This is a genomic window from Vibrio wakamikoensis (genome assembly GCF_050337275.1).
Taxonomy (GTDB): Bacteria; Pseudomonadota; Gammaproteobacteria; order Enterobacterales; family Vibrionaceae; genus Vibrio; species Vibrio chaetopteri.
Genome location: NZ_JAKJST010000033.1, coordinates 13300 through 31898, shown reverse-complemented (window position 1 = coordinate 31898; position 18599 = coordinate 13300). Strand labels below are relative to the sequence as shown.

General features: G+C 49.8%; 20 protein-coding genes. 12 read left to right on the top strand and 8 right to left on the bottom strand.

All coding sequences use genetic code 11. From position 1 onward, the window contains the following. The first annotated feature begins 4 nt into the window (after nt 1–4). The 12 genes from flhA to L4C42_RS19200 all read left to right on the top strand — a co-directional run bounded on the left by flhA (nt 5) and on the right by L4C42_RS19200 (nt 11009). On the top strand, nt 5–2098 hold the full coding sequence (gene flhA / locus L4C42_RS19255; protein ID WP_353497398.1) for a flagellar biosynthesis protein FlhA: 2094 nt from the start codon (nt 5–7) through the stop codon (nt 2096–2098). Nucleotides 2099–2138: 40 nt separating this feature from the next. Next, on the top strand, nt 2139–3101 hold the full coding sequence (locus L4C42_RS19250) for a diguanylate phosphodiesterase (protein WP_429761628.1): 963 nt from the start codon (nt 2139–2141) through the stop codon (nt 3099–3101). 199 nt (nt 3102–3300) lie between these two features. After that, on the top strand, nt 3301–4185 hold the full coding sequence (gene lafA / locus L4C42_RS19245) for a lateral flagellin LafA (RefSeq protein WP_429761627.1): 885 nt from the start codon (nt 3301–3303) through the stop codon (nt 4183–4185). Between the two features lie 202 nt (nt 4186–4387). Further along, nucleotides 4388–5758 carry a flagellar filament capping protein FliD gene (gene fliD, locus L4C42_RS19240; protein ID WP_429761626.1) on the top strand — a complete coding sequence of 457 codons (1371 nt, stop codon included), beginning with the start codon at nt 4388–4390 and terminating at the stop codon, nt 5756–5758. Then, the gene (gene fliS / locus L4C42_RS19235) at nt 5758–6144 is read left to right on the top strand and encodes a flagellar export chaperone FliS (protein WP_429761625.1); all 387 of its coding nucleotides are present in this window, start codon (nt 5758–5760) and stop codon (nt 6142–6144) included. Before fliD ends, fliS begins: the two co-directional genes overlap by 1 nt. After that, the gene (locus L4C42_RS19230; protein WP_429761624.1) at nt 6128–6439 is read left to right on the top strand and encodes a LafD; all 312 of its coding nucleotides are present in this window, start codon (nt 6128–6130) and stop codon (nt 6437–6439) included. The genes fliS and L4C42_RS19230 overlap by 17 nt, the downstream gene beginning before the upstream one ends. 4 nt (nt 6440–6443) lie before the next feature. Beyond that, nucleotides 6444–7508 carry a flagellar hook-length control protein FliK gene (locus L4C42_RS19225; RefSeq protein ID WP_353497404.1) on the top strand — a complete coding sequence of 355 codons (1065 nt, stop codon included), beginning with the start codon at nt 6444–6446 and terminating at the stop codon, nt 7506–7508. Nucleotides 7509–7526: 18 nt separating this feature from the next. Continuing rightward, nucleotides 7527–8003: a flagellar basal body-associated FliL family protein gene (locus L4C42_RS19220; protein WP_353497405.1), complete on the top strand. Its 477-nt coding sequence runs from the start codon at nt 7527–7529 to the stop codon at nt 8001–8003. 8 nt (nt 8004–8011) lie between these two features. Next, nucleotides 8012–8740, top strand: a complete 729-nt coding sequence (locus L4C42_RS19215) for a FliA/WhiG family RNA polymerase sigma factor (protein ID WP_429761623.1) — start codon at nt 8012–8014, stop codon at nt 8738–8740. 9 nt (nt 8741–8749) lie between these two features. Further along, nucleotides 8750–9607: a flagellar motor stator protein MotA gene (motA, locus tag L4C42_RS19210; RefSeq protein WP_429761622.1), complete on the top strand. Its 858-nt coding sequence runs from the start codon at nt 8750–8752 to the stop codon at nt 9605–9607. After that, nucleotides 9607–10614 carry a flagellar motor protein MotB gene (locus L4C42_RS19205; protein WP_429761621.1) on the top strand — a complete coding sequence of 336 codons (1008 nt, stop codon included), beginning with the start codon at nt 9607–9609 and terminating at the stop codon, nt 10612–10614. The genes motA and L4C42_RS19205 overlap by 1 nt, the downstream gene beginning before the upstream one ends. Nucleotides 10615–10706: 92 nt before the next feature. Further along, on the top strand, nt 10707–11009 hold the full coding sequence (locus L4C42_RS19200; RefSeq protein ID WP_429761620.1) for a hypothetical protein: 303 nt from the start codon (nt 10707–10709) through the stop codon (nt 11007–11009). 204 nt (nt 11010–11213) lie between these two features. On the opposite strand, the gene L4C42_RS19195 is transcribed toward L4C42_RS19200, so the two are convergent. From L4C42_RS19195 to L4C42_RS19160, 8 genes are all read right to left on the bottom strand, one after another. Continuing rightward, nucleotides 11214–12251: a flagellin gene (locus L4C42_RS19195; RefSeq protein ID WP_353497410.1), complete on the bottom strand. Its 1038-nt coding sequence runs from the start codon at nt 12249–12251 to the stop codon at nt 11214–11216. Between the two features lie 44 nt (nt 12252–12295). Then, nucleotides 12296–13198 carry a flagellar hook-associated protein FlgL gene (gene flgL / locus L4C42_RS19190; protein ID WP_429761619.1) on the bottom strand — a complete coding sequence of 301 codons (903 nt, stop codon included), beginning with the start codon at nt 13196–13198 and terminating at the stop codon, nt 12296–12298. 9 nt (nt 13199–13207) lie between these two features. After that, nucleotides 13208–14581 (bottom strand): flagellar hook-associated protein FlgK, encoded by a 1374-nt coding sequence (flgK, locus tag L4C42_RS19185; protein ID WP_353497412.1) that lies wholly within the window; start codon nt 14579–14581, stop codon nt 13208–13210. A 5-nt stretch (nt 14582–14586) separates the two neighbouring features. Continuing rightward, on the bottom strand, nt 14587–15141 hold the full coding sequence (locus tag L4C42_RS19180) for a rod-binding protein (protein WP_353497413.1): 555 nt from the start codon (nt 15139–15141) through the stop codon (nt 14587–14589). 10 nt (nt 15142–15151) lie between these two features. After that, nucleotides 15152–16273 (bottom strand): flagellar basal body P-ring protein FlgI, encoded by a 1122-nt coding sequence (locus tag L4C42_RS19175; protein ID WP_418641805.1) that lies wholly within the window; start codon nt 16271–16273, stop codon nt 15152–15154. Beyond that, nucleotides 16273–16962, bottom strand: coding sequence for a flagellar basal body L-ring protein FlgH (gene flgH, locus L4C42_RS19170; RefSeq protein ID WP_353497414.1), 690 nt, complete (start codon nt 16960–16962; stop codon nt 16273–16275). The genes L4C42_RS19175 and flgH overlap by 1 nt, the downstream gene beginning before the upstream one ends. An 86-nt stretch (nt 16963–17048) precedes the next feature. Further along, complete coding sequence (flgG, locus tag L4C42_RS19165) at nt 17049–17834, bottom strand: flagellar basal-body rod protein FlgG (RefSeq protein WP_353497415.1); 786 nt, start codon at nt 17832–17834, stop codon at nt 17049–17051. Nucleotides 17835–17858: 24 nt separating this feature from the next. Beyond that, a complete protein-coding gene (locus L4C42_RS19160; RefSeq protein WP_353497416.1) occupies nt 17859–18590 on the bottom strand; it encodes a flagellar basal body rod protein FlgF in 732 nt (243 codons plus the stop codon). Nucleotides 18591–18599: the final 9 nt, after the last annotated feature.

The window sequence follows — 18599 nt, the reverse complement described above, 5'->3', positions numbered from 1 at the left end:
ACATATGTTGAATCGTCTTCATCAACTTAGACGCTCAGGAAAAGGATACATTGGCATTCCCATTGTATTGCTGATGATTTTGGCCATGGTGATTTTGCCATTGCCACCTTTGCTACTGGATGCCCTGTTTACCTTCAACATCGTACTGGCGATTTTGGTACTTTTGGTGAGTACCACCGCGAAGCGTCCACTCGACTTTTCTATATTCCCAACCATATTGCTTATCGCGACCTTGATGCGTTTGACGCTCAACGTGGCCTCGACACGTGTTGTGTTGCTTGAAGGCCACAACGGCGGTGATGCTGCGGGTAAGGTAATTCAAGCGTTTGGTGAAGTGGTGATCGGCGGCAACTATGTGGTCGGTATGGTAATTTTCGTCATCTTGATGATCATTAACTTTGTGGTGATCACCAAAGGTGGTGAGCGCATTTCTGAAGTATCGGCGCGCTTTACCCTTGATGCCCTACCGGGTAAGCAAATGGCGATCGACGCAGACTTGAATGCGGGTCTTATCGACCAAGAGTCCGCACGCACGAGGCGTAAAGAAGTCGCCAACGAAGCGGACTTCCATGGCTCGATGGATGGTGCATCCAAGTTTGTGCGCGGCGATGCGGTAGCCGGTTTGATGATCCTGTTCATCAACATCATTGGTGGTATCAGCATTGGTGTGTTTGAGCACGGACTGCCTGCATCGGAAGCGTTTAAAACCTACGCCCTACTGACCATCGGTGATGGCTTGGTAGCTCAGATTCCATCGCTACTGCTTGCGACCGCTGCTGCCATTATTGTGACGCGCATTAATGACAGCGACAGCGATATGGCTGACACCATGCAAAAGCAGCTGTTGGCAACACCAGCCACGCTGTACACCGTTTCGGCGATCATGTTGATTATTGGTCTAGTGCCAGGCATGCCACACTTGGCCTTCTTTACCTTTTCCGCCGTTTTAGCCTTTGCGGGCTGGAAGCAATCGAAAGCGCCCAATGATGATCCGCAGCTTGATGAAGTCGAAGCCATTAGCCATGCGATGCAAAACGACAACGAGCTTCCACTCTCTTGGGATGATATTCCCCATGTGCAAAGTTTGTCGCTCGCGCTTGGGTATCGTTTGGTGCATTTGGTGAATAAAGAGCAAGGCGCACCGGTACTGCAGCGTATTCGCGGAGTACGGAAGAACCTTTCAGAGCAAGTGGGCTTTTTGCTGCCAGAAGTGCGCATTCGCGACAATCTAAGCTTAAAACCCAACCAGTACACCGTTGCACTTAACGGTGAGATCATCGAAGAAGGCTTTATCGAGCCAGACCGCCTCATGGCGATTGCTGTGGGCGAAACCTATGGCGAAGTCGACGGTATCTTGGGTAGCGATCCTGCTTATCATCTGCCTGCAGTTTGGATTGAGCACAACGACAAAGCCAAAGCGCTCAACATGGGTTATCAAGTGGTGGACGACGCTACCGTGATTGCCACCCACATCAGCAAAGTGATGAAATCCCATCTTGCGGAGCTATTTACCCACGACGATGTTGACGCAATGAACCTGCGTTTAACCCAACAAGCGCCCAAGCTTGCAGAAGCTCTTGGTGCAGCTTTAAACCCAGCACAGCAGTTAAAGGTGTACAGGCAACTGCTGCTCGATCAGGTACCACTAAAAGACATTCGCACCATTGCCAATACTATGTTGGAGTCGGCAGAAAATACCAAAGAGCCGATCTTGCTTGCCTCGGACGTGCGCTGTGCATTGCGCCGCACTCTGGTTAACCTCGTCGCAGGCCAGCGCAAAGAGCTCAACGTTTACGCGCTTTCCGATGAGTTAGAACAAATGCTTATGCAGTCACTGCATCAAGCTCAAGCGAATGGTAATGTGATTCTGGATAGCTTCCCGATTGAACCGAATATTTTGAGTCAGTTCCAACAGAATCTGCCTCTGATACAACAGCAGCTAAAGCAGCAAGGATTGGCACCAATACTCTTGGTGATGCCGCAGCTAAGGCCGCTGATTGCGCGCTATGCCCGCACCTTCTCCCAGGGATTGGCCGTGTTGTCATACAACGAAATCCCTGAAAGCAAACAAATCAACGTGGTAGGAAACCTTGGATAATTTAAGTAGCTATAGGGCCCAGTTCCTCTTTGTGCTGCGCATGATAGAGGACAATGCGGTCACAGATGACGATCATAAGCTTGCCGAGCTCATGGCCGCCGATGAGGTGTGTCATGCGTGCCAGCCTATTCGGTATTGCCGCAGTGACGAGATAGAGTATCAGTACATCACCTTGCGTTATGGTGACAAGAAAGATCACAGCGTATTTGCACTCGATATATCCGATACGGTGCGAGCAGCGCTCGACCTGTTCGCCTTATATCTGGCAGTTAGGCAAACCCAATTTGAGCTAGAGACCTTTCATCCAGATCTACTCAACAACCTCGTGTTTTCCATGAACGCCTGCACCTTGCTGCGCCCAGAAGGCAAACACTTTATCGACCAGTTAGGCCAACACTTCAAGCAGCCTATGTCGATGTTGATCCCGAGCCTATACCTCACACCAGGTGAGGCCAGCAACCCCGCCACTAAGGCCATGCTGGAGCGACTTGAAGATCGCTTCCACAAAGTTTGTTTTGACGTGCATCTACCAATCAGTGATTTAGAATACCTGACGCCATTTGACCCACAGATGATTAAAATTTCTAACTCACTCGACAGCCAAGACGAAAAGCGCGCGCTACTACCAGTGATCCGCTATATCAAGCGTCGTAAAGCGACCTTAGTGGCCGGTCGCGTCACCAGCCAAAATACCTTGTCGCAATATAAGATGCTTGGCGCTAAGTTCTATTTTGGTTACGTATCTGACGTGCCAATTCCAGTGCATTTCAAAGGTTTTGAAGACCCAAAAGCAGAAATGCGTAAAAAACAGCGCGAGCGCGCCAAGGCCGAGCAGTTTGCCGATCAACAAATCGAAGCTCAAAACCAACTCGCACAAGAACAAGCCGAACGCGACCAACAGCAAGCGCTGCTTGATGCCAGTATCGACAATATGTATCAGTCGGCAAAGACAGAGTTTGTCGATGAAGAAATTGAAGCCATCGTCAGACAGGTAGAAGAATAAATCCCTCCATTCTTCCGCTATAGAGCCTAGATTCTAGGCTCTAGCCCCAAAACCCGGAACCAACCTCACAGTTTTATCGCTACTTTTCAATTTCTTAGCTTTTTTTCTTATTTCCAATTAATTTTCAAAATCAACCAACCGCCTCTAGTTAGTGAGCGGGGCTATGGTCCCAAATTGACATCATTCAAGGAGAAGTCTCATGGCTCTATCAATGCACACTAATTACACAGCACTAGTTACTCAAGGCAACCTAAATAAATCAAGCGATTTGCTAGGCACAGCAATGGAGCGTCTAAGTACTGGTCTTCGCATTAACTCAGCAGCTGACGATGCAGCAGGCCTGACGATTGCTAACAAGCTAGAAGCGCAAACTCGCGGTATGTCTGTTGCAATGCGTAACTCTCAAGATGCTATCTCAATGATGCAAACTGGTGAAGGCGCACTAGAAGAGCTAACTAACATCGCGTATAGAATGAGCGACCTAGCCACACAAGCAGCGAATGGTACTAACGGTACCAGTGAAATTGCGGCAATGGATGCTGAATATGCAGAGCTAGTAGCTGAAGGCAAGCGTATCCTAGAAGAGACATCATATGGTTCTGGCCAAAAACTCTTCAACGCTGGTGGTTTTGACGTGAACGGCGGTACTACAGGTATTAGCTTTCAAATAGGTGCGTCTTCTAATGAAACTCTCGACGTCAACGTTACTGATGGCCTCGCAGATATCGCTAATTTCTTTACTGCTACTGCGGGTACAACATCAGGTGGAACAACTACTACTACAGCTGCAGCAACTTTAGCCGCTGGCGCTAGTACTGAAATGGACTCTATCAAAGGTGTTCTTGATGTTATTAGTGGAACTCGCTCTCAGTTCGGTGCAAAAATCAACCGCCTAGAGCACACCATCAGTAACCTACAAAACGTCTCAGAGAACACGGCAGCGGCAAAAGGTCGTATCACTGACGCAGACTACGCGGTTGAATCTGCAAACATGACTAAGCAACAGATGCTAATGCAAGCTGGTACACAAATGCTAGCTACAAGTAAGCAAATGCCTAGCATGGCAATGTCACTACTTGGCTAATTACTCGCTATCCCAAAAACCTCCTTCGGGAGGTTTTTTTAGCTCTGTTACAGGGGAAGCGGAATGAACCAAGAGGAAAACCCGCTTCCCACCAACACCTCAAAACATTAAATATCAACAACTTAACTTGGGCACAAATGTTGCTGTCATTCTTACACCAACATTTGTCTGATAGCCATAACTTAACGCTGAAGGAATCACTATGAGTTCAATCGACCCGATTACCATGGCTCAAAATTTAGCCACCTTTGATATACAGCCTTTTGAATTACGTTATCAGGCACAAGCAACTCGTTATCAAGCGCAGCTCACCGCACTTACAGAAGTCGAAAGTGCACTCAAAGCGTTTCAAACCGCCATCAATGATATGAACAGCTCAACTGAGAGCATCATCAAGAACTCAGCCACGCTCTCACAAGAGGGGTATTTGACGGCTTCAGCGGATAATAAAGCTATCGCGGGCAGCTATGAGCTGTTTGTAAAACAGCTCGCAAGCAAACACCAAGTTGTTGCGGGAATGCCTAATTCCATCACTCAAGACACCGCGCTGCCTGCAAGTGGTGAGCTTCAAATCGGCGTGGGAACAGACAGCTTTACTATCGACTTTTCGACTCTAGAAACTAATGCCGACGGTAAACCGACGATTGAGTCTTTGGTCAAAGCCATTAATGAGCACCCCGACAATACGGGAGCCAATGCCTCTCTCGTTCGAAGTAATGGCGAAACACATTTTGTGCTTACCAGCAGCGAAACGGGCTCTGAAAATGTCATCACTACCAGTATCAGCAATCTACCGACGGATGAAGATTGGAGCTGGGTCTCGCAAGCCTTCACTCCCGCCAATATGACTAGTCTTTCTGATGCGAAAGACGCAATCGTCAGCTTAGGCGGTGAAAATGGTTTAGTCATCACCAACAGCTCTAACACCTTTGATAATGCCATTGAAGGTGTTTCATTTACTGTCACCAAAGCAAACCAAACCGGTGAAGCAGGTACCATGCTAACTGTAGGCTCAGATCAAGAAGCCACTAAAGAAAGCATCAACAAATTCATCGAAGCCTACAACACTCTTATCGACGCATTAGACACTCATACATCTATTGGTGGAGAGGACAGTGCACGAGGTGTGCTGGCTAATGACCCAACAATTCGTTCCATCGAAAGCCAAGTGAATGGTCTGATTCGTCAGTCCTTTGATGGCATTAACCTCTATGAAATCGGTATCACCACCAATCGAGATGGCAAGCTAGAACTAGACTCTTCCAAGTTTGAAGCTGCTCAACGTGACAACAGCAGCCAAATAGAAACGCTTTTCAATGGTGAGAACAACCTCTTCGATTCAATCGACACCATGATCAAACCCTTTGTACAAAGTAGTACAGGCTTATTCAGTGGACGAAAAGACAATGTCGAGACCATTTTGGAGGGCATCGAAACCAAGCAAGCTGGCTTAGAACGCAAATACGAGATGTCGTACAACCGCTATCTCGCGCAATTTACTCAAATGAACAATTTAATCAACCAAATGAACAGCACTATGGGCATGTTCGGTACACCACAAGGAATGATCTAATGCTAATGGACTCAGGTTACGACTCATATCAACAAGTCGATCTTAACGCACAAGCAGCGGCCGCTAACCCGCATCAGCTTGTGGTCATGCTTATTGATGGACTACTTAACGAAATCGAACGCGTTCGCGGTCATATGACAGACGGTCGTTTGGAACAAAAAGGCCAAGGTATTAGCAAATGCATGAATATTCTTGTTGGCCTAGATAGCGCTCTCGATGATGAAAATGGCGGCGAGATCGCTGTTAACTTGCACCAACTTTACGATTTTTGCCAGGCGGAGCTGTATCAAGCAAGCGTCAACAACGATGCCGACAAACTAGAAAATGTCGAAAAAGTCATGACTCACATTAAAGAAGGATGGGAGAACTTTGGTAAACACGCATAAGGTTTCACCCGAGCGGTTTCGCCACCTCAGCCAATGCATGACGGTGGCGGCCAAAACCGAGGATTGGCAGTCACTCAAACGCTACGATGGTCAGCTTCGTGAGCTTTTGGACACCCATAGACCTTTCCTTAAAGACCCACGTTTAGCACCTGAAATCGAACGTGCTCGGCGCGCGCATTTACGCGCCTACGAAGCGCTATCGTTAGCGACCAGTAAGCTGAAACAAAAGCTAGATAGCAGTGATGCGGAAAAAGAGCGCGCCATGGCTTATCAACTGGCGATGACCTTGGAGTAATACCATGCTAGTGAGCAACCAATTAGTGAACAATCACATTGGCAGCGCGTCTGCCAGCAAACAAGGCCATAGCACAGGGCAAACTTCGATTAGCCAAGCGCTAGACAGCAAAGAAAATGGCCTGCCTATCGTGCGTGGCTTTGGCTCGCTGCTCTCGCCTAAATCAACCTCTGACAAGGATGCTACACCTGCGTCTTTATTGGATGAGGCTTTAGTTGAAAATGAAATTACCGATGGTGCGCTATTGACGCAGTATGTCACTCCGCCAGTACAGTCGTTCGGCTCTGCAGGTGCAAGTAACGCTGCGCTAGATGCAGAAGCACTCTCAAAATCCACCAGCCCTATGCTGGCTCAGCTCAATGGTTCACAGCGCAGCTTTGGTGAAGTCAACCCGCAGCTTACTAACAGCCCTGCTCAGAGCACCGCAAAAGAGGCCGCTCTGCCGACAGGCTTGTTACAAACATCAGCGACTCAAACCGAGCTCAGCGGGAAATCACTGGCAACCGATATAGCCAATCTGCTCAGTGCCAATCAAACACAAAACGGCGCTGCTGCTCTACCCACTGGCTCACAAGCAGGAGCACCCTCCGTCAACCCAACGACCACAGTAAACACAGCGACTGCGACGACGGAATGGGCACCGGTTCGCATCGACCCTCAAGCAGGAAAGTGGGGCGAACAAATGCTGCAGGTACTCAATGATCGAGTCACGCTGCAAGCACAGCAAAATCTTCAAGAAGCACGGATCAGATTAGATCCGCCCGATCTTGGTAAATTGGATCTTATGGTGCGTGTCGAAGGCGACAAACTCAGCGTTCAGCTCAATGCCAACGTTGCCGCCACGCGCGAAGCCTTAGTTCAAGTGTCAGAACGCCTACGCGCCGAGCTACAAAACCAAAGTTTGATGCACGTTGATGTGCAAATTGGTGGCGGTGACAAACAAGAGTCCAACGGCCAACCAGCTCCCGAGCAAAGCTCAACCATTTTTGCCAATGAGCGCCATGAGTCTGGCAGCAATAACGCCACGGCCTTCTCCACGGATGAACACTGGCTTAGTACCCAAGTGTGATCGCTTTAGGAATACAGCATGAATAAAAAACAGTTTCTTTCACTCTTTGCCACCTGCGTTGTAACTAGTGCTCTCGTCTCTGGCGGCACAGTTGCGGGTGCAATGTGGTACCTCAACTCACCCTCGACATTAAGTGATGGCCAGTTTTCGTTTTTGGAATCTGAGCCAAAGCCGAGTGCCGGTCCTAAATTTCACGCCCTAGACAATGTGATTGTCAGTGTGCGCGGTAAAAAACAGACTCACTTTGTGATGTTGGAGCTGGCGCTGGAAACGCGTCACATCGAGCGTCTTGAGTTCGCCAACGACTACATGCCAAAAGTCAGACACGCAATGCTTAACCTGTTCAGTCAAAAACGTTATGAAGATCTGCATGGTGCAGATGCATTGGATCAGCTTCAGCGGGAGGTGAAAGCCTCGGTGATGACGGCTTACGCCGATACCCAGTTAAACCGAGATATTGACGATGTTCTGCTAACGAAATTTGTTATTCAGTAGGAGCGACTGTGCTGGATATGAATCACTCAGACAGCTACGGCGTCGCCGAAGATGTCACATCAAGCGCCAATCGTATCGATGAAAATCGCCTACTCAGCCAACATCAAATCTTGGTTAAGCGCGTGGTGAACCAACTGCGCAACCATGCCACGACCCATTGCAGCATCGAGGACATGCAGCAAATTGGACTGATTGGCTTACTTGAGGCTGGACGCCGCTATGGCAACATCGATGACCCTAACTTTCCGGCATTTGCCGTGTGCCGCATTCGCGGTTCTATCTTAGATGAGCTGCGCCGCCTTGACTGGCGCTCACGCAAAACTCGTCAGCAGGCTCATGAGCTCAATGATGTGACGCGTGATTTAACCAAGCACCTGCGCCGCACGCCCACCGAGCAAGAGATTATCAAAGCACTCGGCACCACACAGCAGGATTATCATACTCGGCTTAATGCCACCATGGCCGCAGAAATGCAAAGCCTAGATCAGCTTATCGAGAGCGGTCTTGAAGGAGCGGTCGAGTCTGGTTGCGATGGCATAAACCACGAACATATCCGCCGCAGTCTTGAGAGGGCACTTAGCCAGCTCCCCAAACGCGAACAGCTACTGCTAACGCTGTTCTACCAACACGATTTGAACTTACACGAGATTGCTCTGGTGCTAGAGCTGACCCCACCACGGATTTGTCAGCTGCACAAGCAAGCCCTTAAGCAACTCAACCAACTACTGTCTTCTTAGGAGTCCACTATGCAAAAGTTTACTGGCGCAATCATCATTTTGATGTGTGTCTTCGGCGGTTACGTCTGGGCTGGAGGCAGTCTGATGGCCATTTGGCAACCGGCAGAAATGCTAATCATCATCGGCGCGACCATTGGCTCCCTCATCATAGGCAACCCGCCTCAAGTTCTTAAAGAGATGCGCAATCAGCTGCGAGGCATCATCTCTCCACCTAAGGATGAGCGCGAGTTCTACATGGAACTGATGGCGCTGCTGCAAGTATTGCTGGAAACCGTGCGCAGTGGTGGTTTCAAAGCACTAGATAAGCACATTGAAAACCCAGAACAGAGCGATATTTTTGCTCGTTACCCACGCGTAAGCGGTGATTATCGCTTAGTTTCTTTCATTACCGACAATTTACGTTTAATGGCAATGGGACAAATGTCGCCTCATGAGTTAGAGGGACTACTAGAGCAAGAGATTGAAGCGATTGAGGCCGACTATATGCAGCCCGCTCGCTCCATGCAGCGCACCGCAGAAGCCATGCCTGGCTTTGGTATTTTGGCTGCCGTTGGCGGCATCATCATTACCATGTCCGCCATAGATGGCTCTATTGCCATGATTGGCTATCACGTTGCTGCCGCTCTAGTAGGCACATTTATCGGTATTTTCGGCTGTTACTGCTGCTTAGACCCAGCAAGTAACGCCATGGCTCAACGCGTTAAACGCAACATGTCCGCTTTCGACTGCACCCGCGCCACCTTAGTGGCCTACGTCGCGAAGAAGCCGACACTATTGGCGATTGACGCTGGCCGCAAGCACATTCAGCTAGACATTAAACCGACCTTTAATCAAATGGAGGTGTGGCTCGCTGAACAGGAGGGATAATGCAAAAACATGAGCAAGTAGTCTTCAAACGCGCCAGTCGTAGTCATCATCATGAGTCTCATGGTGGTGCATGGAAAGTAGCGTTTGCTGACTTTATGATTGCCTTGATGGCGTTATTCCTCGTACTTTGGGTCATGCAGGTGGTCGACAAAGAAGAGCGCAAAGCGATTGTCGCCCATTTGCAAATGGCCAGTGTCTTTGACCAAGGCAGTGGCAACCTATTCGACACCTCAAAAAGCATTTCTCCTATCGATCTAACCACGGATTCGTCCGTGGCCAGTCGTCACGATTCGGTGCATTCGGTTAGTTCTTTTTTCCAAGGCGATCGCGAAGGGCCAGAATCGGACTCACTTATCGACGGCACCTTTGATACCCAAGAGCGCCTAGCGGCTCTTGCTGAGGTCATCAATGACATGGTGCGTCAGATCAATGCTCAAGGAAATGTCGATGTCACCGTTACGCCTCAAGGATTGCGCATCGTGCTGCAAGATGACTACAAACAGAACATGTTTGGTCGCGGCGGCTCAACGTTAACGCCATTTTTTGAAGATTTATTGCTAGCTTTAGCACCTGTGTTTGAGCGAGTGGAAAATCCAATGATCATCAGCGGTCATACCGATGCGACTCAGTATCGTAAAACCTTCTCCAGCAAATCCAACTGGGAGCTCTCTGCCTCACGCGCCAACGTCGCTAGACAGACTCTCGCCTCTGGCGGCATGCCAGAGCAACGTGTGCTGCAAGTAACGGGCATGTCTGACCGTGCCTTACTCAATCACAGCGATCCCTCATCAAGCGAAAACCGCCGAATCGAACTGTTTATCCTCACCACACCCGCGGCTGAGGTCATCAATACCTTGTTTGGACAATCGCCCAACAGTGAATCGAAGAACGAGCTAGAGAAGGCGCGCGACAAGGCCAAATTCAATCAACCTGTGTTTAGAACCGATACCATTCGATTCGACTCAGACAGCGCCTCAAACGCGTCCACCCAGGTGCAAGCACTGTAACTTGCACCTTTAATCGGGTGTTCTATGCTTTGGTAGAACACCTTTGATCTCGCTACCTTTTATTATTGAGCACCCAGTCAGTAGGGCATGTTATGCGACAATCTATTCCGCACATACCGCCAAAACCAAACCGAATGCCAGATGGACTTCAAAAGGCGTTCTTATGGCTGATCATCATTGATTACGCCCTACTTGCACTGTTCTTAAGTCAGCTCACTACCCTCTCACTAAAGGGCGGCACGTTAATTAGCTTGCTGCTGGTTGTGTACAACAGCCTACTTACCTTCATGTGCTTTAGACGCACCGATCGGCAAGATGCCTATATCATCTATCCGACGATATCGGCTACCTTGTTGGCGTTTGTGTGTTTTTTGTATTTTTTCTTTTTGGTGTGATGGCAAAGACTAGAACCCGTTCGCTCGAAGCACAGTCACCTAAAGCACAGTTTTCCAGAATACTGACATCCACAACAACGTCATTCTCGTGGAAACGAGAGTCTTCTGACGCGTGTACCTTGGGTTATTGGGACAATAATAAGTGAGCCACGTGCGGTGGGAGATCCTCACTTGCGTGAGGATGACGATTGCTGTTTAGATTGATTATTTTAATAAAGCCACGACCGTATGACGTCTCACATTCGCCTGTGCATTGAGCGCCTGAAATGTTGTCGTAAAATCTTGTGAAAGCTGACTAAAGCCAGAGAGCGTTTCGTTAACTTGTTGCTCGGAAGGGAGCTTGGATTGGCTCTGAATACGCGTCATTTGCGTATCGAGTTGGGATTGGAATTGCCTTGCTTCGCTTAAGCTGGATTGTGCTTGTTTTAGGTGTTGGTTCACCTTGGCGATGGATTGTTTGATGCCATCGCGAGAACCTAGGTCAAACTTGAGTTCCGCCATGCCATCTGGCTCAGCTTGAATCGAGAAAGTGTTGGCTTGTCCTGCCGGGAAGCGGTGGCCTTCGCCTGTGACTCGAACTTGCTGCTGCATCGCAGCGTAGGCCGATTCGTGCACCTCAAATACGATGCTGCCATCGTTGGCAAGTGACGCGCGCATGCCCATTGGGATGACGCTTCGGTCGAGCTGTTTAACGGTGCGCTGGCCGTCTGACTGGCCGTCAAATTGCAGCATCACCGAGCCGCCGCTTGGAAAGTCTAGACGCACTTGTTCGGCACGCTCGCTCATGCGGTGCACATTGAGACCCGGGATCGAAAAGCGCCTTACATCCGAGGTATCAAGCTTTAGATGCAGCTCATTGTCGACCACACGTTTACCATCAAAGCGTGCCTGATTAAGCGTTGCTTCAATCACTTGCTTTGAACGCGACAGCTTGTCGGTCATCTGTGGCGTGGAACCGTGCGATAACGCTTGGGTGAGCTGCTTTTTCACTTGTGTCAGCTCTTTGCCCACGCCTTGTAGTGCTTTCGTGGCAATTTGTACCGACGTGGCGTGCTGCTGACCTTGTGTCAGCAGCACGCCGGATAACGAATAAGCGGAAGAGATTTCCGCTTGCGGCTTGAGAAGATGTTTGGAGAGCGAGGTTGTTGTGGTATCAGACGCTTGCGAAGGAGCAATACTCGTCGTTCCCTGCCCTGTGAGCTTTATACTATGCGGTCTAACTTCAACCGTACTTACTGCCATAACACCGTTCCTTGAGCCTTATTGCCGAGTGGCAAAAACGACCGCTAAATGCGGTCGAATAGAGATAAATCATTAATCTGCATGTAGCTGGCCTGTGTGGCTTGCAGCGCTGCCATATAGTTGCTAAGCCGCACCGACGCCTCGCCGTAATCGAGTGCAGAGACATCACTAGTCACCTTGTCGACAAACAGCTTGTTCTCACTGTGGGCGCCATCCATCAAATCGAGGTTGTTGTGGCGGCCGCCAATTTCTGTCATCGCACCAAGCACATTGCCTAAGGTATTATCAATGGCATCCAGACTGGCACCAACTTCGGTTTGAAAATTTGGACTCGGGTTCTGAAATTCCACAATCAATCGGTCGATTTGATTCAATACATTGTCACCGCCACCTAAATCTAAGATGTCTTGCGCCGTAGTATTAGACTCCATTGTTACGCCTTTAGCGACGGTCACTACACGCTTATCACTGTTGCCATCCAACGAATACACACCGCCCCCCGCATCAGAAATCGCTGGGGTATCGGTTTTAGTACCGGAGAAAAGGTAATGACCCTCTTCATCTTGAGAGTTGAATGATGACTGAACCGAGTCACGCAAGCTTTCAAGTTCAGTAATCATCCCCTGTCGATCTTCATCGGTGAGCGTGCCGTTCGCCCCCCAAAGCACCAACTCGCGCATGCTTTTTAGACTCTCATTGACCGAGTCTAGGTGAACTTCTTGGCTAGATAGCGTGGTTTTGACATTGGCGATGTTGCGCTGATACTGATTGATTGCCGCGCCTTCTCGATCGAGGTTGAGCAATTGAATCGATGCCATTGGGTCATCTGACAATTTAGTCAGTCGATCGCCTGTGGCCATTTGCTGCATCACTTTGCCAAGGCCTGCGTTATTGGTTTGCAGGCTTTGCAGCATCATTTGGCTAAATTGAGTATCACTGATCCTCATGGTCTCTCCTTAAAATAGCTGCAATACCGAATCAAACAATTGATTCGCTGTACTGATCACTTTCATGTTGGCGTTATGTGCATTAGCAAACGTCATTAGGTTCGCTGCTTCTTCGTCGCTGTTGACCGCACTGACATTATCGCGTGCGGCAACCGCTTGCTCAGACATCGCCTGCTTCGCCTGATAATCCGACTCAGCCTGTCTAGCTCGAATAGCGGTGTCACCTACCATAGCGGTAAATGCATCATTGAGGGTGACTGACCCATAGCCGCTGATGGCCACCTGTTTGTTACTGATATCAATCAGGTCTTTAAGATTGTCGCTGTTGCCTGGATTCCCATCGCTAGAAAATGCCAATTCATCAGCACTGATAGCAGTAATATCTAAACTGGCCGCAGGGTTAGCAGGGTCGTAAGTAAACAGTGGCGCACCCGGATTACCATTGAGATCAGTGCCAGCTGCCAATACCGCATTAAACTCGTCGGCCACACTGCGCGCCATATCATCAATCGCCTGTTGATTCGGCTTGAGCACGTCGATTTGATAATCATGCAGCGCCCCCAGCTTGCCGCCAATATCCCCTTTGGCTGCAAACGTCTGATTGCCAAATTCGATGTGCAAATCCGCAAGGTAAGGGTCACTTGGATCTGGAATCGCTTTGATGACACTGGCATCTGAGCCCATGACTAAGGGCTGACCAGACGCTAAAGAGACTTGAACACTGCCATCAGGCTGCTCTGTGGTTTTCACCGCCATGATGGTAGACAACTCACCAATCAAGGCATCACGGGTATCCATTAGTTGCGAAGAATTACCGCCCGTGCCTTGCATCTCAACGATCTGCTTGTTCACTTGGGCAATGTTAGCCATCACACTGTTGGCATGCGACAGTGCAGCATTGCGCTGATCGTGTACATCTTTATGCTGATTATGCAGCGATTCGGTGAGCGTATTGAAGCGGCGCGCTAGGGCTTCCGATTCATTGACCACCTGCTGACGAAGTGGGGTCGATTCTGGTTTGGTGGTCGCATCGTTGAGTGAAGCAAACAGGCTATCAAGCCCAGATGACAAACTGAAACCATCGGCACCCAGCATATTTTCTAACTGGCTCATCGCCGACGTATAGCCAGCAGAGTAGTTAGCTTCACTGGCTGTGGACCAGGTTTGCTTCACCAAGTATTGATCGGTCACGCGGCGAATGCTGGTGACTTCCACGCCCATTCCTGGTGAATTGTAATCGTATTTTCCCCCCGTTACCGAAGACATGAGTGCCTGCTGGCGACTGTATCCAGGGGTATTCACGTTCGCCACGTTTTGCGCGGTGACATTTAATGCCACGCGATTGGCATTCATCCCGGTGAGGGCGATATTAATAAGACTCATGACGATTAACGCTCCGTGATTTTCATAAGAGGCTGAGAAAATGCCATGGTCATGGCTGCCTCACTAGGCGACTGAAGATTAAAGGCGGCCGCGTTATTGGCTTCATTAACCGCAGGTGCGCCATTTGTAAGGCTGGCTGTATGAGATTGTGATTTGGCTTCCAAATCGTTGGCCGCCCCTAACGATTGTACGCGCGAGGCATCAAACTGCACTTCTCGATTCGACTGAAAAGAGTGAGCGGGACCGAGCTGTTTTACCAGCATGTCGGCAATGCCAGAGTTCTGTTTTTTGGCCAGTTCAATCGACAGCTGTCCATCGTGCATATCTCTAAATACGCCGTGTTGTTGCGAGGAAAACGGACTGTCTTCGTCGGCCAGTGCGTCACTGCTGCTACGCATTTGTCTTAGCACCATTTGCAAGAACATGGCCTCAAACTGCCCCGCCACTTCTTTTAGCGCTTCAGGGCTGTCGTTGCTGTGTTTGATATTAGTTAGCGCCGCATTGTCATGATAAAGCATGCTGTTGACGCGAGTCGTATCGTTCATGGCATCGATTTTCATACTGCGTCTCCTATATCACAACCAGCTCAGCATTGAGCGCGCCTGCTTCGTGCAGCGCTTGCAGAATAGACATCAAGTCTGTTGGCGTTGCACCTAAGCTATTGACTGCATTGACAATAGTATTCAGTTCGGTTCCTTCCGGCCAAATCACCATTTGTGCTTGGTCTTCATTAATGTCGATTGTGGTTTGGTCTACCACTACGGTATCGCCATCGGCAAAGGCATTAGGCTGACTGACGCGCTGCGATTCACTGATCGCGACCGTCAAGTTGCCATGGCTAACCGCCGCTTCCGTGACTTTGACGTTTTTACCCACCACCACAGTGCCGGTGCGCGAGTTAAACACAATGCGCGCTGGCTTGCGGCCTTCAACCACGCTCATCTCTTCAAGCATCGACATCATAGTCACGCGCTGCTGGGAATCCTTTGGCGCGCGCATATCCACACGAACCTTGTTGACCGCAATTGCTACATCGGGACCAAAGGTGCCGTTGATTTCACGAGCGATGTTCTTCGCCGTGGTAAAGCTTGCTTTGCGCAGGTTTAAGGTAATTTGTGGACGAGTATTAAAGTCGGATGGAATTTCACGCTCCAGCGTCGCGCCATTTGGCACGCGGCCGGCTGTTGGCGTGTTCACGGCTATCTTAGACCCACTGCGCCCTTCCGCAGACACACCGCCAACAACCACGTTGCCTTGAGCCACAGCGTACACTTCACCGTCCACACCACGCAGAGGTGTTAACAATAACGTGCCGCCACGCAAGCTCTTGGCATCACCAATCGACGAAACCACGATATCCAGCATTTGGCCGGGACCTGCCATCGGATCGACCGAGGCGGTCACACTAACCGATGCCACGTTACGCAGCTTTGGGTTAGCATCGTCGCCAATCTGCACGCCAAACTGACGCAACATGTTGGTAATAGATTGAGCGGTAAATTTCACTTGGTTGCGGTCGCCTTGGCCATCAAGGCCTACTACCAAGCCGTAACCGACAAGTTGGTTGCTACGCACACCTTGTACGTCAACCAAATCCATAATTGGGATTTCCACTTCCGCCTGTGCCATTGGCATTAAGCCAAGGGCAAGCACAGCAGTAAGGGCGTTAAAAAAGTGACGAAGTTTCAACATTAGAATGGCATCCAAGGGCTTGTGAAGAATTGCGTTAGCCAACCCGCTGAGTTGCTATCTGCTAAAGCGCCGCGTCCTGAGTAAGTAATGCGAGCATCACCGATACGGTGTGAAAAGACTTGGTTATAACGGTCAACATCGTCAACGCGGACGATACCAGTGACGCGGATAAATTCATCACCTTGATTGAGGCGGATCCACTTTTCACCGCTGACTTTGAGTACGCCATTTGGCATCACTTCATGCACGGTGACCGTAATGGCACCCTCAAGCTTGTTGCCTTGCGAACTGGCGGCACTGCCGTCAAAAGCGCGGTTACCGCTAATGCCCACCGCCGTTTCATTAATCGTAGTACCACCTATGTTGGCGGCACCAAAATCCACATTCGATGACTTACCAAACTTGGTATCGGCTTTTTTGCTCGATTGGGTTTCTTCCACCAGCAAAATGGTGAGCACATCGCCGACGCGATAGGCGCGGCGATCTTGAAATAACGTAAGGTTGTATTGATGACGGTACAAACTGCCATTGGTTGCCTCGGGCAGCGCGTAGTTTAACTCTGGCGGCGCGTACTTCTGCTCATCTGGCTCTGGCGGCACAAACTCTTGTCTGGCTGCACATCCAGCGAGCAGTAGCACCGTCAGTGCCACTATGCCTTTTTCTATTAGGCGTCGCGAAAACCATTTCATATTACTACTTCCTTTCACGTTATCTCCCGCTCACTCAACTCAATTCCTCAACGAGTTTGGTTAACTTGTTTGGTTAACGGAACCCGTTACACCGCTTGCGCGACAAACTTAAGCATGTCATCGGCCGCCGATACGACCTTGGCGTTCATTTCATAAGCGCGCTGTGTGGTAATCATGTCGACCATCTCTTCCACCACTTGCACGTTTGAGCCTTCCAGTGAGCCTTGCTTGATGCTACCTGCGCCTTCTTCACCCGCAATCAGCTCTTGTGCTTGACCGCTTGCTTCAGTCTCTTTAAACAAGTTGCCACCAATCGCTTCAAGGCCAGCGGGGTTAATGAATTTAGCTAGGGTAATTTGACCCAGTTCTTGTGGTGCAGGGCCGTCGGCTGTTGTTGCCGTCACCGTGCCATCGACACCCACAGAAACCGTCAAGGCGTTGTCTGGGATCTGCACTTGCGGCTCAAGCGGTAGACCTTGGCTGTTGACCATTAAACCTTCTGAGTTGACATGAAACTGGCCGTTACGGGTGTACATGATCTGGCCATCGGAATTTTCGATTTGGAAAAAGCCCTGTCCCATGACGGCTAAATCTAGCTCTTGCCCTGTGTTTTGTGAGCTGCCTTGAGTGAACACTTTTTGCGTCCCCACAACGCGAACACCGCTACCCAACTGAACACCGGTTGGTAGCTCATTCACTTGGTCTACCTGAGCACCAGGTTGGCGCTGAATGCTGTAGAACAAGTCCTCAAATACCACTCGGTCACGTTTGAAACCGACGGTATTAACGTTGGCAAGGTTGTTGGAAATCGCCGTCATTTTGGTGTCTTGGGCGGCCATCCCTGTTTTACTGACCCACAATGCTGAATGCATGGTTAACTCCTGTTGGCGAGCCTTCTAGCTCGCACTCATTAATTTGTTTCCGGATTGCGCTAAGGTTTCCGCGGTTTTCATCATGCGGATCTGCATCTCGAAGTTGCGGGTGAGTGACATCACGCTCAGCAGCTCATCAATGGCTGAAACGTTACTGCTCTCGATATGCTCAGGCGCTAGATTGACCGTCGCATCCGCCGCAAACGGCTGACCATCAAGACTATGCAGTAGGCTGTCACTCTCTTTTTGCAACTGAGTGATATCCGGCTTAACCAGTTTCAGCGTGCCAACTTCCACTTCCGCACCGCCGCCAGGTGGGATCACCGACACACGGCCGCGTTCACTGATTTCCACTTTCTGAAATTCAGGCAATACCATAGGACCGTTATCACCAACAACGGCAAAGCCATTGATGCTCATAGCACCCAAATCGTCCACTTTGATGTTACCGGCGCGAGTGTAGGCTTCGTTGCCGGCAGGGGTTTGAACACTGATATAGCCTTCGCCCATGATGGCAATGTCAAGCGGGCGACCGGTTTTCACCACGTCGCCTGAATCAAATCGCGTCGCGGCTGAGTTGGTGACCACCATAGTGCGGCCATCGAAACCTGAGCCTTGCAATGGAACGCTGTTGACGCGCTCCATATCCGCACGAAAGCCCGCCGTATCGGCATTCGATAAGTTGTTTGAACGAACATGCTGCGCTTTAAGGACGCGACTTGCGCCCGTGGTCGCAGTAAATAGCAAGCTATCCATGGCCTACCT

Bases quoted from the DNA above. Each gene is read 5' to 3' on its own strand.
- motA (WP_429761622.1), top strand. From the start codon at position 8,750: ATGCAAAAGTTTACTGGCGCAATCATCATTTTGATGTGTGTCTTCGGC.
- L4C42_RS19205 (WP_429761621.1), top strand. From the start codon at position 9,607: ATGCAAAAACATGAGCAAGTAGTCTTCAAACGCGCCAGTCGTAGTCAT.
- L4C42_RS19160 (WP_353497416.1), bottom strand. From the start codon at position 18,590: ATGGATAGCTTGCTATTTACTGCGACCACGGGCGCAAGTCGCGTCCTT.
- flgL (WP_429761619.1), bottom strand. From the start codon at position 13,198: ATGAGGATCAGTGATACTCAATTTAGCCAAATGATGCTGCAAAGCCTG.
- L4C42_RS19250 (WP_429761628.1), top strand. From the start codon at position 2,139: ATGATAGAGGACAATGCGGTCACAGATGACGATCATAAGCTTGCCGAG.
- fliS (WP_429761625.1), top strand. From the start codon at position 5,758: ATGCTAATGGACTCAGGTTACGACTCATATCAACAAGTCGATCTTAAC.
- flgK (WP_353497412.1), bottom strand. From the start codon at position 14,581: ATGAGTCTTATTAATATCGCCCTCACCGGGATGAATGCCAATCGCGTG.
- lafA (WP_429761627.1), top strand. From the start codon at position 3,301: ATGGCTCTATCAATGCACACTAATTACACAGCACTAGTTACTCAAGGC.
- flgH (WP_353497414.1), bottom strand. From the start codon at position 16,962: ATGAAATGGTTTTCGCGACGCCTAATAGAAAAAGGCATAGTGGCACTG.
- L4C42_RS19195 (WP_353497410.1), bottom strand. From the start codon at position 12,251: ATGGCAGTAAGTACGGTTGAAGTTAGACCGCATAGTATAAAGCTCACA.
- flhA (WP_353497398.1), top strand. From the start codon at position 5: ATGTTGAATCGTCTTCATCAACTTAGACGCTCAGGAAAAGGATACATT.
- fliD (WP_429761626.1), top strand. From the start codon at position 4,388: ATGAGTTCAATCGACCCGATTACCATGGCTCAAAATTTAGCCACCTTT.
- L4C42_RS19180 (WP_353497413.1), bottom strand. From the start codon at position 15,141: ATGAAAATCGATGCCATGAACGATACGACTCGCGTCAACAGCATGCTT.
- L4C42_RS19175 (WP_418641805.1), bottom strand. From the start codon at position 16,273: ATGTTGAAACTTCGTCACTTTTTTAACGCCCTTACTGCTGTGCTTGCC.
- L4C42_RS19200 (WP_429761620.1), top strand. From the start codon at position 10,707: ATGCGACAATCTATTCCGCACATACCGCCAAAACCAAACCGAATGCCA.
- flgG (WP_353497415.1), bottom strand. From the start codon at position 17,834: ATGCATTCAGCATTGTGGGTCAGTAAAACAGGGATGGCCGCCCAAGAC.
- L4C42_RS19220 (WP_353497405.1), top strand. From the start codon at position 7,527: ATGAATAAAAAACAGTTTCTTTCACTCTTTGCCACCTGCGTTGTAACT.
- L4C42_RS19225 (WP_353497404.1), top strand. From the start codon at position 6,444: ATGCTAGTGAGCAACCAATTAGTGAACAATCACATTGGCAGCGCGTCT.